Source organism: Microbacterium esteraromaticum (assembly GCF_028747645.1).
Taxonomy (GTDB): domain Bacteria; phylum Actinomycetota; class Actinomycetes; order Actinomycetales; family Microbacteriaceae; genus Microbacterium; species Microbacterium esteraromaticum_C.
The window spans coordinates 388759-408146 of record NZ_CP118100.1 but is presented as its reverse complement, the minus strand read 5'-3'; the positions used below and the strand labels follow the sequence as shown (position 1 = coordinate 408146).

The 19388-nt window shown below is 69.6% G+C and carries 14 protein-coding genes; all 14 read right to left on the bottom strand.

Annotation, left to right across the window (positions count from 1 at the left end; all coding sequences use genetic code 11):
- Positions 1 to 4: 4 nt before the first annotated feature.
- The 14 genes from PTQ19_RS01845 to PTQ19_RS01780 all read right to left on the bottom strand — a co-directional run bounded on the left by PTQ19_RS01845 (position 5) and on the right by PTQ19_RS01780 (position 19354).
- Positions 5 to 613, bottom strand: coding sequence for a hypothetical protein (locus tag PTQ19_RS01845; RefSeq protein WP_274368233.1), 609 nt, complete (start codon positions 611 to 613; stop codon positions 5 to 7).
- The gene (locus PTQ19_RS01840) at positions 610 to 1191 is read right to left on the bottom strand and encodes a hypothetical protein (RefSeq protein ID WP_274368232.1); all 582 of its coding nucleotides are present in this window, start codon (positions 1189 to 1191) and stop codon (positions 610 to 612) included. The genes PTQ19_RS01845 and PTQ19_RS01840 overlap by 4 nt, the downstream gene beginning before the upstream one ends.
- Positions 1191 to 2477, bottom strand: coding sequence for a hypothetical protein (locus PTQ19_RS01835; RefSeq protein ID WP_274368231.1), 1287 nt, complete (start codon positions 2475 to 2477; stop codon positions 1191 to 1193). Before PTQ19_RS01835 ends, PTQ19_RS01840 begins: the two co-directional genes overlap by 1 nt.
- Entirely contained in the window at positions 2474 to 2758 is a 285-nt protein-coding gene (locus PTQ19_RS01830) for a hypothetical protein (RefSeq protein ID WP_274368230.1), read from the bottom strand. The genes PTQ19_RS01835 and PTQ19_RS01830 overlap by 4 nt, the downstream gene beginning before the upstream one ends.
- A gap of 124 nt (positions 2759 to 2882) precedes the next feature.
- Entirely contained in the window at positions 2883 to 7391 is a 4509-nt protein-coding gene (locus tag PTQ19_RS01825) for an FtsK/SpoIIIE domain-containing protein (protein ID WP_274368229.1), read from the bottom strand.
- 25 nt (positions 7392 to 7416) lie between these two features.
- Positions 7417 to 8889, bottom strand: coding sequence for an RDD family protein (locus PTQ19_RS01820; protein WP_274368228.1), 1473 nt, complete (start codon positions 8887 to 8889; stop codon positions 7417 to 7419).
- On the bottom strand, positions 8886 to 9599 hold the full coding sequence (locus PTQ19_RS01815) for a hypothetical protein (RefSeq protein WP_179409229.1): 714 nt from the start codon (positions 9597 to 9599) through the stop codon (positions 8886 to 8888). Before PTQ19_RS01815 ends, PTQ19_RS01820 begins: the two co-directional genes overlap by 4 nt.
- Complete coding sequence (locus tag PTQ19_RS01810; RefSeq protein ID WP_274368227.1) at positions 9596 to 11227, bottom strand: serine/threonine-protein kinase; 1632 nt, start codon at positions 11225 to 11227, stop codon at positions 9596 to 9598. Before PTQ19_RS01810 ends, PTQ19_RS01815 begins: the two co-directional genes overlap by 4 nt.
- Positions 11224 to 12630: an FHA domain-containing protein gene (locus PTQ19_RS01805; RefSeq protein WP_274368226.1), complete on the bottom strand. Its 1407-nt coding sequence runs from the start codon at positions 12628 to 12630 to the stop codon at positions 11224 to 11226. Before PTQ19_RS01805 ends, PTQ19_RS01810 begins: the two co-directional genes overlap by 4 nt.
- On the bottom strand, positions 12627 to 13439 hold the full coding sequence (locus tag PTQ19_RS01800) for a PP2C family protein-serine/threonine phosphatase (protein ID WP_179409232.1): 813 nt from the start codon (positions 13437 to 13439) through the stop codon (positions 12627 to 12629). The genes PTQ19_RS01805 and PTQ19_RS01800 overlap by 4 nt, the downstream gene beginning before the upstream one ends.
- Positions 13436 to 14752, bottom strand: a complete 1317-nt coding sequence (locus tag PTQ19_RS01795) for an RDD family protein (protein ID WP_274368225.1) — start codon at positions 14750 to 14752, stop codon at positions 13436 to 13438. Before PTQ19_RS01795 ends, PTQ19_RS01800 begins: the two co-directional genes overlap by 4 nt.
- Positions 14749 to 17133, bottom strand: coding sequence for a transglutaminase-like domain-containing protein (locus PTQ19_RS01790; RefSeq protein ID WP_274368224.1), 2385 nt, complete (start codon positions 17131 to 17133; stop codon positions 14749 to 14751). Before PTQ19_RS01790 ends, PTQ19_RS01795 begins: the two co-directional genes overlap by 4 nt.
- On the bottom strand, positions 17130 to 18383 hold the full coding sequence (locus PTQ19_RS01785) for a DUF58 domain-containing protein (protein ID WP_274368223.1): 1254 nt from the start codon (positions 18381 to 18383) through the stop codon (positions 17130 to 17132). The genes PTQ19_RS01790 and PTQ19_RS01785 overlap by 4 nt, the downstream gene beginning before the upstream one ends.
- Positions 18383 to 19354 carry an AAA family ATPase gene (locus tag PTQ19_RS01780; protein ID WP_222445112.1) on the bottom strand — a complete coding sequence of 324 codons (972 nt, stop codon included), beginning with the start codon at positions 19352 to 19354 and terminating at the stop codon, positions 18383 to 18385. The genes PTQ19_RS01785 and PTQ19_RS01780 overlap by 1 nt, the downstream gene beginning before the upstream one ends.
- Positions 19355 to 19388 lie beyond the last annotated feature (34 nt).

Here is a 19388-nt window from a genome sequence, read left to right as displayed (position 1 = left end):
CCGATCATGCCTCCTGGTCGACCCAGACCATGGCCAGGGCGATTGCGTCGTACAGGGATTGCGCCGCCACCCGCGCCGGGTCTTCCTGCGGAGCATCCGCTGCCACGAGGTTCGAGCCGGTGAGCAGCAGTGCACGGCGTCGGTCCGCGCGGGGCACCGGGATCAGATAGTTGTACTGATCAGTCACGGTGCCGGACATCTCACCCGTGCCGAGGGTCGACGCGCTCCAGGTGAGGATGCTCTGCTCGTCGTCGAGGAACTCCGCGCGCCCACCGCGCAAGCGGTTCGCCACCCAGCCGTCCAGCTGAGAGCCGTCGTGCTCGGCGACGACCGAGACGACCAAGGACATCGGCAGGACGGTGTCCACGTCGCTCGGGAGGATGGCGAACAGACCGCCCTGAGCCCGAAGCTCCGTCAGCCAGCGGTCGATCAGACCCGAGACGTATGCGTCCAGATCGGGCCGATTCGCGCGCATGAAGACCGGGCGAAGTCGCTTCGTGAGGTCTGCCACATGCTCGTCGTCCAGCGGAAGCGCCTCCCAGCCGCTCGGCAGCAGCAGCCGGATGCCGGGATCTTGGGGAAGACCGAGAATCTGCTGGCGAAGCGACGTCATGCGTGCGCCGCCGCGTCAGCGGGGCGGCAGGAGACCGCGTTCACCAGCGCTTCGAAAGCCGGCATGCCCGCGCCGAGTGCGGTCAGATCGGATGCGGTGACACTCATGTCCACGAGTATGCCGTGATCCAGATGCTGGTACCGGATCTGGCCCAGCGCGGTGCCATCTGGAAGCTTCGACAGCGACGAGATGGCTCGCCCAGTGCCGAACGATGGCGAGTAAATCGGATGCTCCCGCTGGGGCAGCGCCACCGGGTAGGACACGGTCACGTCGGCCAAGGAGGTGCGCTCGGTGCGTCCGATGAAGACCTCAACTAGCGCCGACCCCGGGAGTCCGCTGGGGCAGAACAAGAACGCTGCGAATGCCTGCGGGGACAGCAGCGAGGCCTGACCGGCCAGTTGCGCGATCACGCCGTTGAGGTCGGACACCCGGTCGGGCTGCACCTGTAGCGTCTCGATCTGCTCACGCGCCCACTGCGTGCCGTCGGCCGAGGGCCCGCGGAGTTCGATGGGAACTGCCAGGAAGAGGTGCTCGTCGAACGGGACCTCGATGGCGACGTCGCCCCTCGATCCGTGCATCAGGTCCAGCCCATGTCGTGTGCGAAGCCGGCGCCGCTCTTGCCCATGCCGTCGACGAAGTTCAGCACGTTGTCGACTGTCCCGCCACCTGCCGTCATCAGATCCGCGATCGGCTGGCTGCCGTTCGGACCGGTGAGGAACTGCATCAGGTTGTCTCCTGCTTTATTTGAGAGGGTGGATGCCGCGTCGGAAAGATGCGCACCAGTGGCACCATCGAAGCCCTGCATCAGCCTGTTGAACACGCTCGGTCCGCCGGTGTTCGAGAACCACTCCTGCAGCACCCGGCTGCCGTTGCGGTTGACGGCGCCGGATCCGTGGAAGACTTCTGCGACGTTCCCCCTGCTGAGCAGGCCGTTCAGCGATCGGATGCTGGAACCGCCGCCGAGCCCGAAGACGTCGCCGAGCATCGAGAGTCCCCCTCGGCCGGCGGCGGAGAAGCGACCCACGAAGCCGGACGTAGCGGCCACACCCTTGATCGCTCCGAACGCCTTGCCGAACGGGAATACCCCGACTGCGGCCCACATGATGTCCTCACCGGTCGCACGTCCGCCGGCGGCGCGCAGTAGCGTCACGCCGAGAGCCGCGAGACCGACCAGTGCGGCGGCGAGGATGAACGGGCCGCCCAGGATGCAGGCGGCGATGGCCAGAGCGATGCCCGCCCAGGTCAGCACCACGGAGATGACGTCCAGCGCTGGAAGCATGTTGTCCAGGAGCGAGTCCTCGACACCATTGTCATTGGCGTCCTGCAGCCCTGATCGGGCGTTCTCGTACGCGGCGCTCCACGTGTCGTAGTGAGCGTTGTATCTGCGCGCCTCCGCGTTCCAGGCCCACACCGCCTCGTCGAATGCCGTCTGAAGCGCTGCCGTGTCGTCGCCCGCGTTCTCGGCCTCATCGAGCGCGGTCGACGCGGTGCGCACCGTGTGCCACAGCGACTCGCAGTTCGACACGATCGTGACGATCGGCGTTTGCACGGTGGTCAGAGCCTCGCCGTACGCGGTGATCACCTCGCCGCTCGGCGAGTATCGGATGCCGGCCTTCTTGAGGTCGGCGTAGACGCCCTCAGCGCTCTCCTGAAGCTTGTCGATCGACAGCCCCTTGCCGACAGTGCCGTCAGCGAGATGCTTCAGCGTGTTCGCTGCCTTCTGCATCTGATCGCCGAGGGCGACCATCTCCCTGCCCCTACTGATGATGTCATCGGCTTCACCGTAGATGGTGACGAGGTCGTGCCCGCCCCCAGGTGTCGGCGGCATGGCGTGTGCGCGGTAGTGCGGACCGTTCTGCGTCATTTCCCGTCGTTTCCGTCTGAGACCTCTGATGCGGTGGCAAGCTCGCGATCCAGGTCCTGCCAGGCATTCTTCGTGTCAGTGGTGCGGGTCTTGAGGTCGGCGAGGTGGTCGCGCAACGTATCGCGCTTGTCATTCCACGCCTTTTCGAAGCGCTGCGCCTCAGAGCGCAGTTCCGATCTGCCGAGCGGGCTGCCGATCGCCGACTCGAATGACTCGCTTCGCCCCCCGGTCCCCTCGAACTCGGCGATGATGTTCGTCAGAGCTGTCTCCAGCTCCTGCATGCTGTGCAGCGGGATGTCAATGTCGTCATATGCCATGGTTCCTCCGGTGCCCGACCCCTGGTCCGGCTGAATCACTCTACGAAATTCGGTCAGTGCCCTCGATGGGGAGAACTCCCCATCCGAGTCATCCCAGCCGCTCCCCCTCGATGAGCGGCATCTGCACCGTCACCTGGCGGCCGGCCTGCACGAAGATGCCTCGACCTTCGGGGAAGTCGGTGCGCTTGACCTTCGGGAACGGCACCTTGAACACCGAGTCACCGTCGAAGGCGTCGGGCTTGAGGATGATGCCCTTGCGGCCGGACTTGAAGTCACCGATGAATCCGAACCCACTGGTGACCTGCGTGACATCCGCATCGCCGACGAGAAAGTGATCGCTGCGGCCTATCGCCTGGAACATCGCCTTCATGTCGCGCTCGGCGGGACTGTCGGCGAACTGCGGCACATCCTCGATGACGATCATCAGCCGCATCGGGATCGACTCGTCGGCGACGAGCTCGGCGATCTCCTTCGCCAGCTCCTTGGCGGCATCCGGCGTGACCGCACTGCGGGTCCAGTCGGCCCAGTCCTTCAGCTGTGCCCGTCGACCGCCGAAGTGGAACAGCTTCACCTCGGGGTCGAAGCGGCGCATCGACGTGACCATCGCCTTGAGCGCGTTCGTCTTGCCCGACAGCGGAGGGCCCGCCACCACGAACGTTCCCACCGGATCGAAGTCCCGCGCGGCCAGGGTGTCCTCGGCCACACCGAGCACCGGGAACTCCCCGACGCGGTCCGGCAGCTCGCGCGCCGAGAGCCTGGTCGGCAGTGCGCCGATCTCGGCGACCTCGCGGGCACCGGCCGCCCGCAGGTCGGCGGCGAGCTTCTCAAGCAGCTTGGTCTGCTCCGCCACATTCGGCGTTCCACCCAGCGTGGCGATCTGCGTCTCGAGACCGTCGACGATCGCCCGTCCGGGCGCGGAGCGCTCATCGAGCACATCCTTCGGCACGTTGAGCATGCCGTACGCGGACTCCTCGGCAAGACGCAGCACGACGCGTCGCGAGACGTTCGCGCTGACGGCCGTCGGCACCGACCCGGAACGATCGGCGGTGGCGACCACGTGCACACCGAGCGGTCGCCCCTCGCCGAGAATCCGCATGAACGTCTGGTAGAACGGCATCCGCGCGGTCGTCGACTCCCATTCGGAACGGAACTGCGCGAATCCGTCGATGAGCAGCAGGATGCGCGACTCGTCGCGCCCGGTCAGCTCACGGTACTCGGTGAGGTTCGCAGCATTCGCCGCACTGAAGCGCTTGCCGCGCTCGTCGAGCACGCGCGCGAGCGAGCGCAGGACGCGCTGCACACGCTCCGCATCGTCGCCGGCGATGATCGAGCCGACGTGCGGCAGCACTTCGAGCGCGCGCAGCGCCCCCGACCCGAAGTCGAGCCCGTACACCTCGACGTGCGACGCCGGGTCGTGACCGGCCGCGGTCGCCATCGTGCGAAGCACGGTCGACTTTCCCGATCCGCTGGTGCCGTAGATCAGCAACGAGCCGTCCTTATCGGGCACGAAGTACGTCGGCTCCTGCAGCTGCCGCGCCGGGACGTCCGTCTTGCCGAGCACGATCTCGCCGTCGCCGCGCAACGGCAGATCACGCAGGTCGACGGCGTGCTCGAGGTCGTCCAGCCAGGGGCGGCGCGGCGCCGGGATGCCGGCCTGCGATGCGGCCTTCACGAGCGACGCGACGATGCGCTTCTGATCGGTGGGTCCGAGATCCTCATCGTGCGAGTCGGACTCCGGCTCCTGCTCGGCCTCCCACAACTGGGTGGATCCGAAGCGCAACTCGGCGACCTTCACCTCGGCGACCTGCTCCTCGTCGGTGGTCCAGCCGCCGGCGTACGCCGACTGGAACGGCACCAGCCGCCCCGGCCCGGTCTTCGCGATACCGCGCCCCGGGATCGACGGGGGGAACGACGCGGCGATCGGGTCGTCGACGACATCCTTCGAGTCCGACTCGTCGGCCATGCGCAGTGCGACGCGCAGGTTGGTGTTGGCGCGCAGGTTGTCTTTGATGACGCCGGCGGGCCGTTGCGTCGCCATGATCAGGTGGATGCCGAGAGACCGGCCGCGCTGGGCGATGTCGACGACGCCATCGACGAACTCCGGCACCTCCCCGGCGAGCGCGGCGAACTCGTCGATGACGAGCACCAGCGCGGGCGGCGTCTCGGGGTCGCGCCGCTTCTCGAGCTCGAGCAGGTCCTTGGCCTTCTTGCGGTTGAACAAGTGCTCACGGTGGTGCAGCTCGGCACGCAGGCTGGTGAGCGCCCGGCGCACGAGATGCGGGCTCAGGTCGGTGACCAGGCCCACCGTGTGCGGCAGGTCGACGCAGTCGGCGAAGGCCGAACCACCCTTGTAGTCCACGAACAGGAACGTGACACGGTCGGGGCTGTGCGCCGCGGCCATGCCGAGCACCCACGCCTGCAGGAACTCGCTCTTTCCCGCACCCGTGGTACCGCCGACCAGGGCGTGCGGGCCCTGGGTGCGCAGATCCAGCGTCATGGCGTCGGTCTGCGACTGCCCGATGATCGCGCGCAGGGTGCCGGCCTTCTTCAGGCGCGGCTGAGGTTTGCCCGAGCGGTCGATGATCGTGTTGTTCTGTCGCCAGCGGTCGATGACCGCGGCGGGGTCGGATGCCACATCCGAGCCGACCAGCGAGAGGAACATCACCGAGCCCGGGATGTCTGAGGAGTCTTCGATGACGGTGCTGGAATCGACCACGGGCGCGAGCCGCTTGGCGAGCATCGTCATGTACGCGTGCGAGACGCCCTCGACCTGCACCTGCTGGTAGTCGACGCCGTTGCGCACCGTGCCGACGGTGGCATCCGCGAGTCCGCCGGTGACATCGATGAAGCTCCGGCACGCCGCGGGGAGCGCTTCGACGACCGGCGCCACGAACAGGGCATACACGCCCACGTCGGCCCCGCGCTCGAGGATCTGCGTGAGGCGGGCGCGGTCGACGGGGGCGTCTCCTGTGACGATGACGAGCACGGCCGTCTGCCCGGGAAAGCTCGCTTCCTCGGCCGCGCGCTTGACGTCGGTGCCGAAGTACGTCGGATCCCAGTCGTCGCCGTAGGGCGGGCGGGGCGAGCTCGCTGCCTTGGCTCGGCGCATGATCAGCTCTTCGAGCCCGCTCAGCAGGGCTGTGCCGGTTGATGCCGAATCGGCCAGCGGCACGTCCTTGAACGGGTTGCGTTCGCTGGAGGTGTGCGGAAGCCACTTGAGCCAGTCGAGTTCCTGAGCCCAGCCGGGTTCGGTGAGGGCGACCGCGACGAGTTCATTGGGCGAGTGCATGCCGAACAGCTGCACGGCCAGTCCGCGCAGGGCATCGCTCGCCACAGAGGTGGGTCCGGCGACGCCGATCGACCCCACGCTCTGCAGCGATTCGAGGATCGGCACGTCACCGATCATCTTGTAGCGCTCTTCGAGGCGGTCGACGCGCTCGACGTACTCCACCAGCGCCTCGGGCGTCTCCGCCCGCTTGATGCGCGTCCGTGCGAGGTCTTCGCTCACCCCGAGACGCACCGCGAGGAAGTTCCAGTGCTCGGGTCGTCGGGTCCACAGCAGGGGTCCCAGACGCATGGCCTCGTCGAACACGACGGCGACGGCGGGCACCTCGTTCTGACGAACCTCACGCTCATGAGGATGCGCGTGGTACAGCTTCTCTTCGAGCCGCTCGAACTGCTCTTCGAACGATTCGACTTCTTTGCGCAGTCGCTGGCCGATGTGTGTGCGCTGCGAGATGAAGTTGCCGAACATCATCATCGGCGACATCACCATGATCAGCAGCGAGCGTGGGCTGTCGAAGATGAAGAACATCGCCGCGCCCAGCAGGATCGGCGCGATGAGCATCGGCCAGGGGAACAGCCGCTGCACCTGGTCTTTCGGGTAGCGCGGCTCGGGCAGGTCGTCGCCCACGTAGCGTTCCTCGACACGGGGGCTGCGGTTGAACAGCAGTGCGCCACCGCGCTCGAGCACCGGGTCGGTCTCGGCCGAGCCGTCGAAGTCACCGACGAGGCGCAGGACGAGCTCGCAGTCGCCGATCGTGAAGCTCTGCCCGGGGATCACACGCAGTCGCTGCACGAGTCCGCCGTCGACGAGGATGCCGTTGGCCGAGTTCAGGTCGACAAGTTCGACGAAGGTCGGGGCGACCTCGATGCGGGCGTGGCGCTTCGAGACGAGCGGGTCGTTGAGGGTGACGTCGCTGGCCGCATCGCGCCCGATGAAGAAGTGCCCCACCGGCAGCGGGAACTCCTGCCCCGCCGCCGGCCCGGAGAGCACGGTGAGCAGCGCTGCGGGTCGGTTGCTCGTCGGGGCGGTTGCCGCGCGATTCGGCCCGAGGTTGACGATCTCGGTGAGAAAGCCCGAGCCGACCGGGGCGTCGCCGATCAGCAGGTCGGGGTTCAGCGTGACCAGATCATCGCTCGTCGGCGGTGCGACGGCGAGGCTCAGCACATCGCCGTCGCGGCTGGCGATGGTGCGCTGGGGGTCAGCGGTGGCGATCTGCCCCGCGACGTCGGCGACCGTCGCTGTCGAATCGGCCATGATGACGATGTCCGTCAGCGGTGCGCCGGGCCGGCGCAGGGTGAGCTTGACCCTCATCGGTTCTCCTGGATCTTCACGATTGTCATGCGCGCTCGACGCTCAGCGAGCGATCGCCGAAGCGCACGATGTCGCCGGTCTGCAGTGGTGTCGGGTCTCCGGGTGTCAGCGGGATCTCGCCGCCGGCGCGCAGCAGGCTGCTGCCGTTGGTGGATCCTCGGTCGACGACGAGCACTCCCCGCCGTGCGGGCAGGAACGCCAGGTGGGTCTTGGAGACCGAGAGCGTGTCGTCGGGCACCGGCACAAGTTGCACCGGCCCCTCGCCCGCGACCGGTGCGGGGCCGCGACCGAGCAGTGTCGCGCCGCGCACCTCGACGCGTACGCCGGTGTCGAGAACGAGCACGGCGCGGGCGGCGCTGACCGCACCGCTCGGCGTGGGGTCGGATGCTGCAGACGCGGCCTCGGCAGGACTGGCCACGGCGGGTGCCGGCGCCGGGGCGGGTGCCGGCACCGGGGCGGGTGCCGGCACCGGGGCGGGTGGCGCAGCGGGCGCGGCGGTCGGTGTAATCGGCGCAGCGGCAGGCATTGCCGGTGCCGGCGCATCGGATGCCCGCGAGGCGAACGAGTCCAGAAGCTGCCCCGATGCGAGCGGCGGGGGTACAGCATCCACCATCCCCGACGGTGCGGCGGGTGCGAAGCCCGCCCCAGAATCCGACAAGACCGGGGCCGCGGAGACAGCGTCCGTGGATACAGGGGCCGGCGCGCCCGGCGGGATCGCACCGGCCTCCCCCGTCCGCGGGGCGGAGGCGGTGCGGTGCGCGCCGATCACTCCGCCCGAGAATCGTCCCGTGGGGATGTACTCGGACGGCGCATCGCGGTCCACCGGTGTCGCCAGCGACGGCAGCGCGGGCTTCTGGCTGTGCTCCGGGGTCCTCAGCGTCTTGCGGGCGATGCGCATGCGCTTGACGTCGTAGGGGTTCAGCCCCTGCCGGGTGTCGACCAGCCAAGTCGCCGCCGCCTGGTCGAGCCAGCCGCGACCGCGGCGCTCACTGTCGAACAGCGGCGAGAACGCTACGACGAGCAGAGGTCCGAGCAGCGGGATCAGGAACGACGCGCTCAGCACCAGGTACCGCACGACGGCGCCGCGCCAGAACCCGGGGCGCTCCAGCGTGCGCACGTTCACCGTGCGGATGCCGCAGAGAGCCTTGCCGACCGTGACACCCTTACGGCCGTGCAGCAACAGCTGCACCACGACGAAGATCGTCACCAGGACGCTCGAGATGATCATCGCCGTGATCGGCCATGCGAACTCGGCCCGCGCCAGCATCCGCTCCAGGTCGGCATCGCCCGACGCCACCCGCACGGCGACCGGTGCCATCGCCAGCACACCGGGGAGTGCCAGCACCAGCAGAATGCACACCTCGATCAGTGCGGCCAGGGCGCGGCGCCCGCCCGGCGCGGGGCGCAGCCCCAGCGCGGCGGCGTAGGCGGGGTCGGCGCGGCCGTACGCGTCAAGCCCCTCGATGGCCTTCGCGCCGTCGTCGATCTCCCAGATCACTCCAGTTCTCCTTCGGGGTCGGCCTGGGGCGCATCGAGCATCGTCAGATCGGCGCGGGTCACCAGCCGCGTGGCCACGGCATGCTCGACCAGTCGAGCCCTGCGGTTGGTGGCGAAACTGCGCTGGCCGCCCCGCATACCGGGCACGCCGACGCGGTCGAGCTTCTGGCACACGTTGTCGAGCTTGCGGTTGAACCGTGTGACGGTCCAGCCCAGACGCTCCGCGGCCTTCGCCGTCGTGGGGATCTCGCTCATGCCGGTGCCGTCCCGACGCAGTTGCGGTTCGGCGAGCGCCAGGATGAGCAGCTTCTGACTCTCGGTCAGCGGCACCTCACCGATGGTCGACACGCCGTCGCCGTCTGAGGCCCGACGCGTCGCCCGGAATGCGGGCTCGGCCGCGTGCACGGTCAGCTCGTACGTGGTCGGCCCGGCGGCGAAGACCACCGTGGTGCGTTCGAAGACGAGCGGCAGCCGCGCCCCGGGCGCGAGCCAGGCCTGCACCCCGCCCTGGGAGTCGGTCACCGTCGCGGTGAGCCGGCTGCCGACGTTCGCCAGCCACCACAGGTCGCCGTTGTGCACGATCTCGAGGAAGTTCCGGTGCAGGTAGAGGTTCTCATCCAGCGCGAGGTCGCCCTCGCGCCCCACGGTGAATGACGAGTCCGCCTCCACCGTGAAGTACTCCCCCGCGAACTCGATCGTCACAGTACTCAATCGACGCACCCCCGAACAGGCTGCGATGCCCTGGCATCGCTGCGCACCAGCGTGACCTCGATGCACGTGCGCGCGGGATGGGCGCCGTCGAGCGTCACCGTCGTCGTCTCGGTACTCATCGGCGACTCACCGCCGTCGAGCGTGACCTGCTGCCAGATGTAGGTGTCACCGTCCTGCGGTTCGGCGTTCACCCACGAGAACGTCACCTGGTCACCCGACCGCGTGCCCTGCACATCGTCGACCGGGGGGACGATCTTCGACACGACGTCCTGCGGCTGCGGTTCGTCGGATGCCACGGGCTGCGGTGCGGGGATCAGCGCGCCGGTGATGGCATCGCTGAACACCAGGAAGACGCCGAGTACCACGACCGCCACAGCCGCGGCGGTCCAGCCGATCCAGCCGCGTCGCCGTGGTCGTGCCGGTTCTGCCGCCGCGGGAGCCCCGTCGGCGGCGTGGGCCGCGGGCCGTTCGGCAGACGCCGCTGGAGCGGCCGGGCCCGTCGGAGACACCACGGCCGGCGCACGCAACTGCGTACGATCATCGGCTTCCGGCGCCACGGGGGCGGGCGCGCGCACCTGCGTCTGCTCGAGGGGCACCGCCGCGGGCGGACTGTCAAAGCGCGGCGCCTCGGGCACGGGCTGATAGCGGGGTTCGGTGGCTGCCGAGGGGCGCGTCTCGCCGGGGGCGTTCGGCTGGATCGACGTGACCTCGCGTACGCGCGTGAGTCCGTCGTCGTCATCCTCGTGGTCGTCACCGGCGTGGTGCTCGTCGACGATGTCGATCGGCGTGACCGAGTGGGCGAGCTCGATCTGCACCTTCTGCAGGGCGCGGGCGAAGGCGACGGCGCTGGGATAGCGGTCATCGGCCTTCTTCGCCATGGCGCGCTCGAGAACGGCCTGCAGGCTGGCCGGGGAATCGGGGCGTCCGAGTGGCGGCACCGCCATCCGCTCGATGCGCTCGATCAGATCGGCGCTGGTGTTGCGCTCCCCCGGCCGCTCGAACGGCGAGCGCCCGGCCAGCAGCGTGTAGACCGTGGCGCCGAGCGCGTACACGTCGGTGCGGGGTCCGCTGCGCGGCGGCTCGGCGAACGATTCGGGCGGCGACCATGGAATGGACATCCCGGCCGCCTCGGTCACGGCCCCGGCGGTCGAGGCGATGCCGAAGTCGGTGAGCGCGGGCCGGTTGTACTCGGTGACCAGGATGTTCGCCGGCTTAATGTCGCGGTGCAGCACGCCGGCGCGGTGCGCGGTCTCGACCGCACCCGCTACTTGGATGCCGACGCGCAGCGCCTCGGCCACCGAGAACGGCTCCTTGCGTGCTCGCACCTGCAGGTTCGGACGCGGGCAATACTCCATCACCAGGTACGGGCGTCCGTCGCCGGCAACGCCCGCCTGGTAGATGGTGACGATCGCGGGGTGCGTCGACAGCATCGCCATCACGTTCGCCTCGTCGGTGAACTCCTGCGCGGCGCCGGTGGTGATGCGGTCGGCGAGCAGCACCTTGACCGCGACGCGACGGCGCGGCATCTGCTGCTCGTACAGGAACACATCGGCGAAGCCGCCGGCCCCCAGCGGTTGGACGAACGTGAACCCCGGCAGCTGGGGCGGGACGGACGGCGGCCTGCTCATGCAAGCCCCTCGAAGGTGACCGTGACGCCGTCGCCGAGGTCGACGACGTCGCCGCCGAGCACCAGGGTGGGCTCACCCGGGTGCAGGCGCACCGGGTCGGTTCCAGGCCGGATCAGTGTGGACCCGTTGGTCGTGCGCAGGTCGATCACGACGACCGAGTCGCCCTCGGGGCGGATCTCGAGGTGGCTGCGCGAGATGTCCTGCTGCGGCGAGTCGACCGCGACGAGGTGCGGCATCGACTCACCGCTGGCACGCGTCGTGCGTGGACGGCGCCCGATGATCACGGTGCGATCGAGTTCGACGACCTGGCCGGTGGACAGCCGCGCCGTCCCGTGTGCGGCCGCGGGTTCGTCAACTGTCGGGATCATCTCGGTCGGCGCTTCGGGGTCGGCGGGCGCAAGGCTCCCCTCGGCGCGCAGCCGACGCGCCTCGGCGAGCGAGATCGTCGCCCCGTCGTGGTCGCCGAGACCGACCGGCGCGGACGGCGCGGGCGGTGCCGGTGGCAGGGGCGGGGCGATGGTCGGGAACGGAGCGGATGCCGCGGGCGCGGGCGGCGCGGGAGGCGGAGCGACAGGGGGCGCCGGAGGCGGCGAAGCGACACCGGGCGCCGGAGGCGTCGAATCGACAACGTGCGCCGGAGGCGGCGGGGGCGTCGGTGCCTTGTGGATCGTCTGCTCGAGCGCCGAATCCGACAGTGCCTCCGGCACGGGAGCCGCATCGACCGCCGGCACGGGCGCGGCCGGCGCATCCTCGGTGGCGGGCTCATCAGCGGCGGGTTCGTCTGCGGCATCCGCCCCGAGAAGCGCTTCGGTCTCCGAGCCGAAGGTGTACTCCGCCGGGATCAGGGTGTGCTGCGCGTACGCGCCGTCGGCGGCGACGACCGGCGCCGGGGGTAAGGCCACAACGTCGGATGCCGGCGCGGATGTTGCGCCCGTGGCATCCGCCGTGGCAACGACGGATTCTGCGGGGGCGTCCTGCCCCGTCGTGATGGACGCGGCGAGCACCACTCCGGAGCGGATCGGCAGCGCCGTGTGGCCGCGCGCCTCTTCCAGCGTCAGAGCGAACCCCTTCGGGTCGACGACGAAACGCTCGCTCCAGGTGCTGACATCCGCACCCGAGACACTCTCGGTGCCCGTCTCTGCCTCGATGCTCACCGAGACAGAGCCGCGCACGGCGAACCGCACGGAACCTCCCGGTGTGAGCGCGATGGCGAACGAGCCCAGCGAGGCGATGGAGCCGGCAGCGAGCACATCGATGACGTCGGTCAGCGCCGGGGTGCCCTGCTGCAGCATCCGCGTCAGGCGCACGACGCGATCGATCGCGACGTCGCCCGGGACGGCGACCACGCCGCCGTCCTCCACGACGACCTGCCAGGTACCGGATCGATATGAGAAATGAGTCATCGAGCCCCTCCGTTCAGAACTTCACGCGGACGAGTGGCTTCATCCACCTCATCCGACAGCACGACCGCCCCCGGTCGTGCGGCCACCGCCGTCGCGTCGACGACGATGACCGTGATGTTGTCGCGTCCGCCCGCCTCGACTGCCTCGGCCGTGAGCACGGCCGCCGCGCGCTGCGGGTCGCGCTCCTGCGCGAGCACCTCGCGGATGCGTGCATCGGGCACCTCGGCGGTGAGACCGTCCGAGCACACCAGCATCCGATCACCCGCATCGGCCGGGAACAGCCAGAAGTCGGCGTCTCCGCTGCTACCGCCCCCGATCGCGCGGGTGATGACGTTGCGCCGGGTGTCGTGCATGGCCGTCTCGGCCGTCAACTCGCCGGCATCGATGAGCTCTTGGATCACCGAATGATCGACCGTGATCTGCTCCAGCTCACCACCGGCGAACCGGTACGTGCGCGAATCACCGATGTTCAACGCCAGCCAGTAGCCGAGACCGTCGACCGACGAGATCACCACACCGCTGAGCGTCGTACCCGCGCGGGAGGACGTCGTCGTGACGAGGGCATCGACCGCCCCGCGGGCACGCGCGAGCGCCTGACGTACGTCGTCGAGACCTAGCGCCTCGCGCCCGATCAGCGCAGCGAACGCTGTCGTGACTGCGGCGCTGGCACGCTCACCCGCCTCGTGTCCGCCCATGCCGTCGGCGACGACGAAGACCGGCGCGCACGCCAGAGAGGAGTCCTCGTTGAGCGCTCGACGTCGGCCGGTATGCGTGGATGAACCGGCGACCACCGTCAGCGGTGCGGTCATGCGAAACCGCCGATGGTGACGATGCGGTCACCGATCTCGATCGCATCCCCGAGCCGTACCGGGATCCGCTGCCCGGGAGGGCATGCGATGCGCACACCGTCGCGCACGACGGTGGTGCCGTTGGTCGATTCACGGTCCATGATCCAGCCGCCGGTCGGTTCGGCTACGGCCTCGAAGTGCGTCTTCGACAGCGAGAGCGTCTCGTCGCGCACGGCGACGACCGCCGCGCCGGATTCGGCCTCGGGGTTGCGTCCGAACAGCGTGCGGCCCGAGACCGTCGCGCGCTGGCCGTCATCCCAGGTGAACACCAGCCGGTGCCCGGGGATGCTGATACGGGTCGAGTCGAGATCGCCCTCGGCGTGGAACGACGCCGGCTCCGGAGCGGATGCCACGGACTGCTCGGGCGCCGGGGCGGGAGCGGGCGCGGAATCGGAAGCGGGCGCGGTAGGGGTCGGCGGAGTGGCCGGGGCTGCGAGCGCCGGCGGTGCTGGGGCCGCTGCGGGCCTCGGCGCTACTGGGGGTGCTGCGGTCGCGGGCGGTGCTGAGGGCGCCGCGGGCGGCTGCTGTGTCACGCCGGGCACGAATGAGATGAGCGGGTCATCGGGCAACGCCTCAGTACGGTGCGGAGCAACGACGGTCTCTTCCGGAACGCCGGGTGCTGCCGCATCCGACGACGCGGGACGCGCGAACGACTCCGGCGCGATCGGCTGGCCGACCGAGGCTGTCGGCAGCGGCGGAGCGGGCATCGGTGGCATCGGCGGGGTCGCGAACCCGGCACCGGGCCGGGGCAGCGGGGCGCCGGTCTCGGGAACGGGCATCGCCATGGTGCTCAGGGACGCCTCCGGCACCGCCGCGCGGGCGTTCAGCATCACGGCATCCGCCGCCTTGTCGTGCCACCCCTGATACCGCCCCGAACCATCGAACAGCGGCGAGAAGTACCCGACCACGATCGAGCCCGCCAGGGCGAACACGATGTTGCGCAGCAGCGCGCGCCAGAAGCCGATCGGTTCGCCGTCCCGCGCCGAGGCGAGCCGTAGCCCCTGGGCGCGCATGCCGATCGACCCCGATCCCGCCTGCATCAGCGTGTAGACGATGAGCCAGGCCAACTGCGCCAGCCCGATGATCGGCATGACGACGAATGTCGCCGCGAGCACCCCTGCCGTCGGGTCGTCTGAAGTGGCCGCCGCAGTCAGCATGCCGACGACGATGATCGCGCCCACAACCGGGATGACACCCGCGATCAGAGCGTCGAGGATGTACGCGATGACGCGTCGCTGAATGGGTGCGACCTCGCCGAAGGGAAGCATCGTCATCGGGTCTCACTCTCGGAGCTCGGGCGGTTCGTATCGATGTTGCCAGGTTCGCGGCGCATGCGCGCGGCAGCAGCCGCGCGCAGATCCTGCACGCGCTCGACCAGACGGGTGCCGCCCGCGAGGGAGCGGATGCTGAGGCGCGCCTTCACCCGCGCCCAGAACCCGACGCCGGCGCGCATGCCGCCGACCGCCTCGTCCACTTCGCGCCAGAAGAGGTCGACCTCTTCAGCGGTCGGCTCGCCCGGACCGAAGACCTGTCGGTCTGCCCGGTCGGCGAGCGCCGTGGCCGCGGGTACCGTGACGGCCGAGGCGACGACGGCCGCTTCCTCACCCCGCGTCGCCCCCGGCGTGAGCCGGGCGCCGTGGTCGATGGCGCGGTCGGTGAGCTCGTCCCATCCGCCGCTGATACGATCCGTGGGCGTCCCCGCGGTGCGGCGAGCGCGGCGGCGCGCCGCTTTCCACGCCCCGATCACGATGAACGGCGACAGCAGCAGCAACAGTGCGCCCAGCGAGAGTCCGGCGATGGCCAGGATCATCCCGAGGATGCCGAGGATGTTGTTCTTCTCGTCCTGGGGTTCGCGCTCGTCGGGCACCGTCGGCGGCAAATCGACCGGCTCCTGCGGTGGAGGCGGCGGCTGCAGTACCTGCGGCTTCGGATCGACCCGGGGCTTGGTGTTCTGGTTCCTGGGCACCTGGTCCTCGGGCGGCGTCGGGTCGAACGCCACCCAGCCGAGGCCCTCGAAGGGCACCTCGACCCAGGCGTGCACGTCGTCGCCGGTCGCCTCGAACACGTCCTTGCCCGCGCGGTCGTCGCCCGGGTAGTAGCCCATCACCACGCGGGCCGGGATGCCGACCTCGCCCGCGGCGAGCGCCATGGCCACCGCGTACTGCTCGTCATCGCCGACCAGCTGATCGCCCCCGAGCAGCGTGCTGATGCGCTCAGCCGTGTGGCCGGCCCGCGACAGCACCTCTCCTTCAAGACCGTGGCTGAAGAAACCCTCCTTCGAGAAGTGCACCTCCAGCGCACGCACCTGCTCGATCGGTGTCTCGGCGTCGGCGACAGCATCCGCCGCGATCTTCGCGAGGTCCTCGGGGGCGTACGCGGGCGTGTGCGGCTTGACGTTCGCGAACGCCGCATCCTTCAGCTCCGCATCGGTCGGCGTCACGGGCACGATCGCCTCGATCGTGTACGTGTCGCCCTTCTCGAGGCCGGCGGTCGCGACCGCCGTGTCGGTGGTGGTGTTGACGTAGCTGCTGCGCCGCAGCTGCTCGCCCCGCGACCCGGTGTAGGTGATGTCGTCGATCGCCGGGGCACCGGGCACCCAGACCCCGGCGTACTGATCGATGGTGAAACGCAGCGTGGTGGGAACGCCCTGCGCCTCGGGCGCCATGTCCGAGCGCAGTGGGGTGAAGGCACTGGACGAACCGGGCCCACCATCGGTGACGTTGTACACCACGCCGTCCCAATGGTCCATCGCGCCGATACGGACGCGTGCGCCCTTGGGCAGGCCCTCGACGGCGAACAGCGTCTCGGTCTTCTGGTCGCGTACGTTCTTGCGGAACGATTGCAGAGGGCTGGCGTAGTCGCGGATGTCGAACGGCGGGATGATCGCGTCGCGGAACACGTGACGCGGCTGCGACGGCTCGGTCACCGCGCTGATGCCGATACCGACGCCGGCGGCCACCGCGATCACGGCGACACCGCTGATCAGGCGGCGCGTACGCATCTGCCGGGTACGCCTCGGGTCGGCTTCGGCGACGTCGACAGCCGACGCCTGCGGAGCCCACCAGGCGCGCAGCGAGAGCCAGACGACGGCGACCGCCGCCATGACGATGCCCTGCACGATCGGGAACGCCGGCTGGGGAACGCCGAGGGCGATCACCAGCACGATGGCGCCGACGACGGGAATCAGCGCCCAGACGGCGCGCTGCAACCGCAGTGCGAGCGATGCTGCCGTGACCGCACACACGAGACCGATCAGGAAGGGCACGAGCAGATGCCCGTCGTGCGCCGAGACCGGGGCGACCGTCGTCAACAACTGCTTCCACGAGGTGATCGCGCCCAGCGCGAGCCCGCTGAGGGTGTCCCACGTCGGCACGACCCCGGCGATGGTCGTGTGCGGCAGAGCCAGCGCACCACCGAAGACGAAGTACACGACGATCGTCAGGCCCGAAACGATCAGGATGCCCCACCGCCGCCACGCGCACACCGCCGCGACGCCGAGCCCCAGCAGTACTCCGCCGATCGCGGCGATGAGGAAGGACGGACCGGCGAACGTCGACCAAAAGCCGATCAGGGCGACCAGCAGCAGCACGCCGACGCTGACGAGGTCGAGTGCCAGGCGGCGCACCGGCAACGCGGGCGTGACGGGGGCGGTCATGCGAGAACCTTCTGAAGTGCGAGGGGCAACTGGTCGAGGGCACCGATCGTGACGACGTCGGCCTCGCCGATACGGCGTAGCGCGGGCTGCTCACGCCCCGACTCGACAACGACCGCGAGTGCTCTGGCTCCGAAGGGCATCCGGGCACACGCCTGCCGCAGATCCTCGGCGCGCACGCTCGAACCACACACCAGCACGACGATGCTCGCCAACGGCATCGTGGCGGCCAGCACACCGGCGAGGTCGGCGATACCGCCCTCGCGGGGCTTGGACTGCTCGACCAGCGCGAGCGAGTCGAGCAGGCGCTTGCCGGTGCTCGCCGGAAGCTCCCTGCCCTGCACGCGCACGTCCACCGGCTGCGAGTCGCGCAGCGCGCGCAACCCGATCGAGCCGGCAGCCGAGATCGCGAGCTCGAATTCGTCGTCGGTGCGGTAGTCGGCCCGCGAGCGCGAGAGACCGATCACGAAGTGTGAACGCCTGGTCTCTTCGAACTGCCGCACCATCATGACGCCCGTGCGTGCAGTGGAACGCCAGTGCACATGCCGCAGGTCGTCACCGGGCTGGTACTCGAGCAGCGCGTGGAACGACACGTCATCACGCGACAGATCGGCGGCCGGAAGCCCCTCCAGGTCGCGCAAGAAGCCGAGTGACTGACCGCCGAACAGCACCGTCTTGGGATGCACGTACAGATCGACCGGCTCATCACGACGATGCGCCCGCTCGAACACGCCCAGCGGGTCGCCGCGCACGATGCTGACCGGCCCCACCTGCACCACACCGCGACGCTGAGTGGGGATCGTGAACAGTTCTTCGGTCTCTTCGCCCGCAGCGAGTCGCTGGATTGAGAAGTCGCCGCGCCCCGTGCCGACCGGCAGCACCACGCGCGAGGGCAGGATCGCCCGAGTGCTGCGGTTCGCCAGCGTCAGTGCGCCGATCGCCCGCTCCCCGACCACCACCCGCGTGCGCGCCAGATCGAGCGTCACGTCATAGGTGGTGCGACCGATCAGGAACACCGCGCAGATCAGCAGCACGATGCCCAGCATCCACGCCGCGACGATCAGCTCACGCCAGCCCCACACGGCGCCGACGGCCCAGAACAGCACGGTCAGGCCGATCAGCGTCCATCCCAGAGGGCGTACGGCCGAAGCGATGAGTTGCAGCCGGCGCAGCGCACGCGCACCGAGCAGGGCGGCGACATCGCGCCACCCCGCCTGCTGCTCCCCCACCGGGGCCGCCGTCGCCTGCGTCATCAGGCTGCGGTGCGCGCCTGCGGAGCCGCGACGCCCTCCAGGACCCGGGCGATGACGGTCTCGGCCGTCGTGCCCGCGAACTCCGCCTCGGGGTCGAGCAGCAGTCGGTGTTGCCAGACCGGACGCGCGAGCATCTTGATGTCATCCGGGAGCACATAGTGGCGCCCCTGCGCCGCAGCCCACACCTTCGCGATACGGACCATCGCGATGGCACCCCGCACCGAGACACCCAGTCGGATCGCCGGGTCGTTGCGGGTCGCCTCGGCAAGCTCCGCGGCGTAGCGCAGTACAGCGCCCTCCACGTGAACGGTCGCGGCAAGATCGGCCATGTCAGAGACAGCACCCGTCGTGATCACGGCCGACAGCGCCGCCGAGGGGTTACGCTGCGATGCCCCCGCGAGGATGCGCTCGGCGACGGCCAGATCGGGGTAGCCGATCGACGTCTTGATCAAGAAACGGTCGAGCTGCGCCTCGGGCAGCTTGTACGTGCCGGCCTGCTCGACGGGGTTCTGCGTCGCGATCACCAGGAACGGGCGGCCCGTCTCGTGAGTGACACCGTCGACCGTGACCCGCGACTCCTCCATGACCTCCAGCAGCGCCGACTGGGTCTTCGGCGAGGCACGGTTGATCTCATCGGCCAGCACGATCGACGCGAAGATCGGCCCCTTATGAAACTCGAACCGGTGAGCCTGCTGGTCGTAGATCGTCACTCCGGTGACGTCGGAGGGCAGCAGGTCGGGCGTGAACTGGATGCGAGAGCTGGTGCCCTGCACGGTGGCGGCGAGCGCCTTGGCAAGGCTGGTCTTGCCCGTACCCGGGGCGTCTTCGAGCAACACGTGTCCCTCGGCCAGCATGGCCGAAACCACCAGCCCCACCACGTCGCGCTTGCCCTGCAGCGCCTTGTCGACGTTGTCGACGAGGCGGGTGAAGGTGCCCTGGAACCAGGCGGCCTGTTCGGGGGTCATGCTCATGCGTTCGTTCCTGTCTGTGTGCTGAAGTGCTCGG

Bases quoted from the DNA above. Each gene is read 5' to 3' on its own strand.
- PTQ19_RS01825 (WP_274368229.1), bottom strand. From the start codon at position 7,391: ATGAGGGTCAAGCTCACCCTGCGCCGGCCCGGCGCACCGCTGACGGAC.
- PTQ19_RS01785 (WP_274368223.1), bottom strand. From the start codon at position 18,383: ATGACGCAGGCGACGGCGGCCCCGGTGGGGGAGCAGCAGGCGGGGTGG.
- PTQ19_RS01835 (WP_274368231.1), bottom strand. From the start codon at position 2,477: ATGACGCAGAACGGTCCGCACTACCGCGCACACGCCATGCCGCCGACA.
- PTQ19_RS01840 (WP_274368232.1), bottom strand. From the start codon at position 1,191: ATGCACGGATCGAGGGGCGACGTCGCCATCGAGGTCCCGTTCGACGAG.
- PTQ19_RS01800 (WP_179409232.1), bottom strand. From the start codon at position 13,439: ATGACCGCACCGCTGACGGTGGTCGCCGGTTCATCCACGCATACCGGC.
- PTQ19_RS01790 (WP_274368224.1), bottom strand. From the start codon at position 17,133: ATGACCGCCCCCGTCACGCCCGCGTTGCCGGTGCGCCGCCTGGCACTC.
- PTQ19_RS01810 (WP_274368227.1), bottom strand. From the start codon at position 11,227: ATGAGCAGGCCGCCGTCCGTCCCGCCCCAGCTGCCGGGGTTCACGTTC.
- PTQ19_RS01805 (WP_274368226.1), bottom strand. From the start codon at position 12,630: ATGACTCATTTCTCATATCGATCCGGTACCTGGCAGGTCGTCGTGGAG.
- PTQ19_RS01780 (WP_222445112.1), bottom strand. From the start codon at position 19,354: ATGAGCATGACCCCCGAACAGGCCGCCTGGTTCCAGGGCACCTTCACC.
- PTQ19_RS01845 (WP_274368233.1), bottom strand. From the start codon at position 613: ATGACGTCGCTTCGCCAGCAGATTCTCGGTCTTCCCCAAGATCCCGGC.
- PTQ19_RS01830 (WP_274368230.1), bottom strand. From the start codon at position 2,758: ATGCAGGAGCTGGAGACAGCTCTGACGAACATCATCGCCGAGTTCGAG.
- PTQ19_RS01795 (WP_274368225.1), bottom strand. From the start codon at position 14,752: ATGACGATGCTTCCCTTCGGCGAGGTCGCACCCATTCAGCGACGCGTC.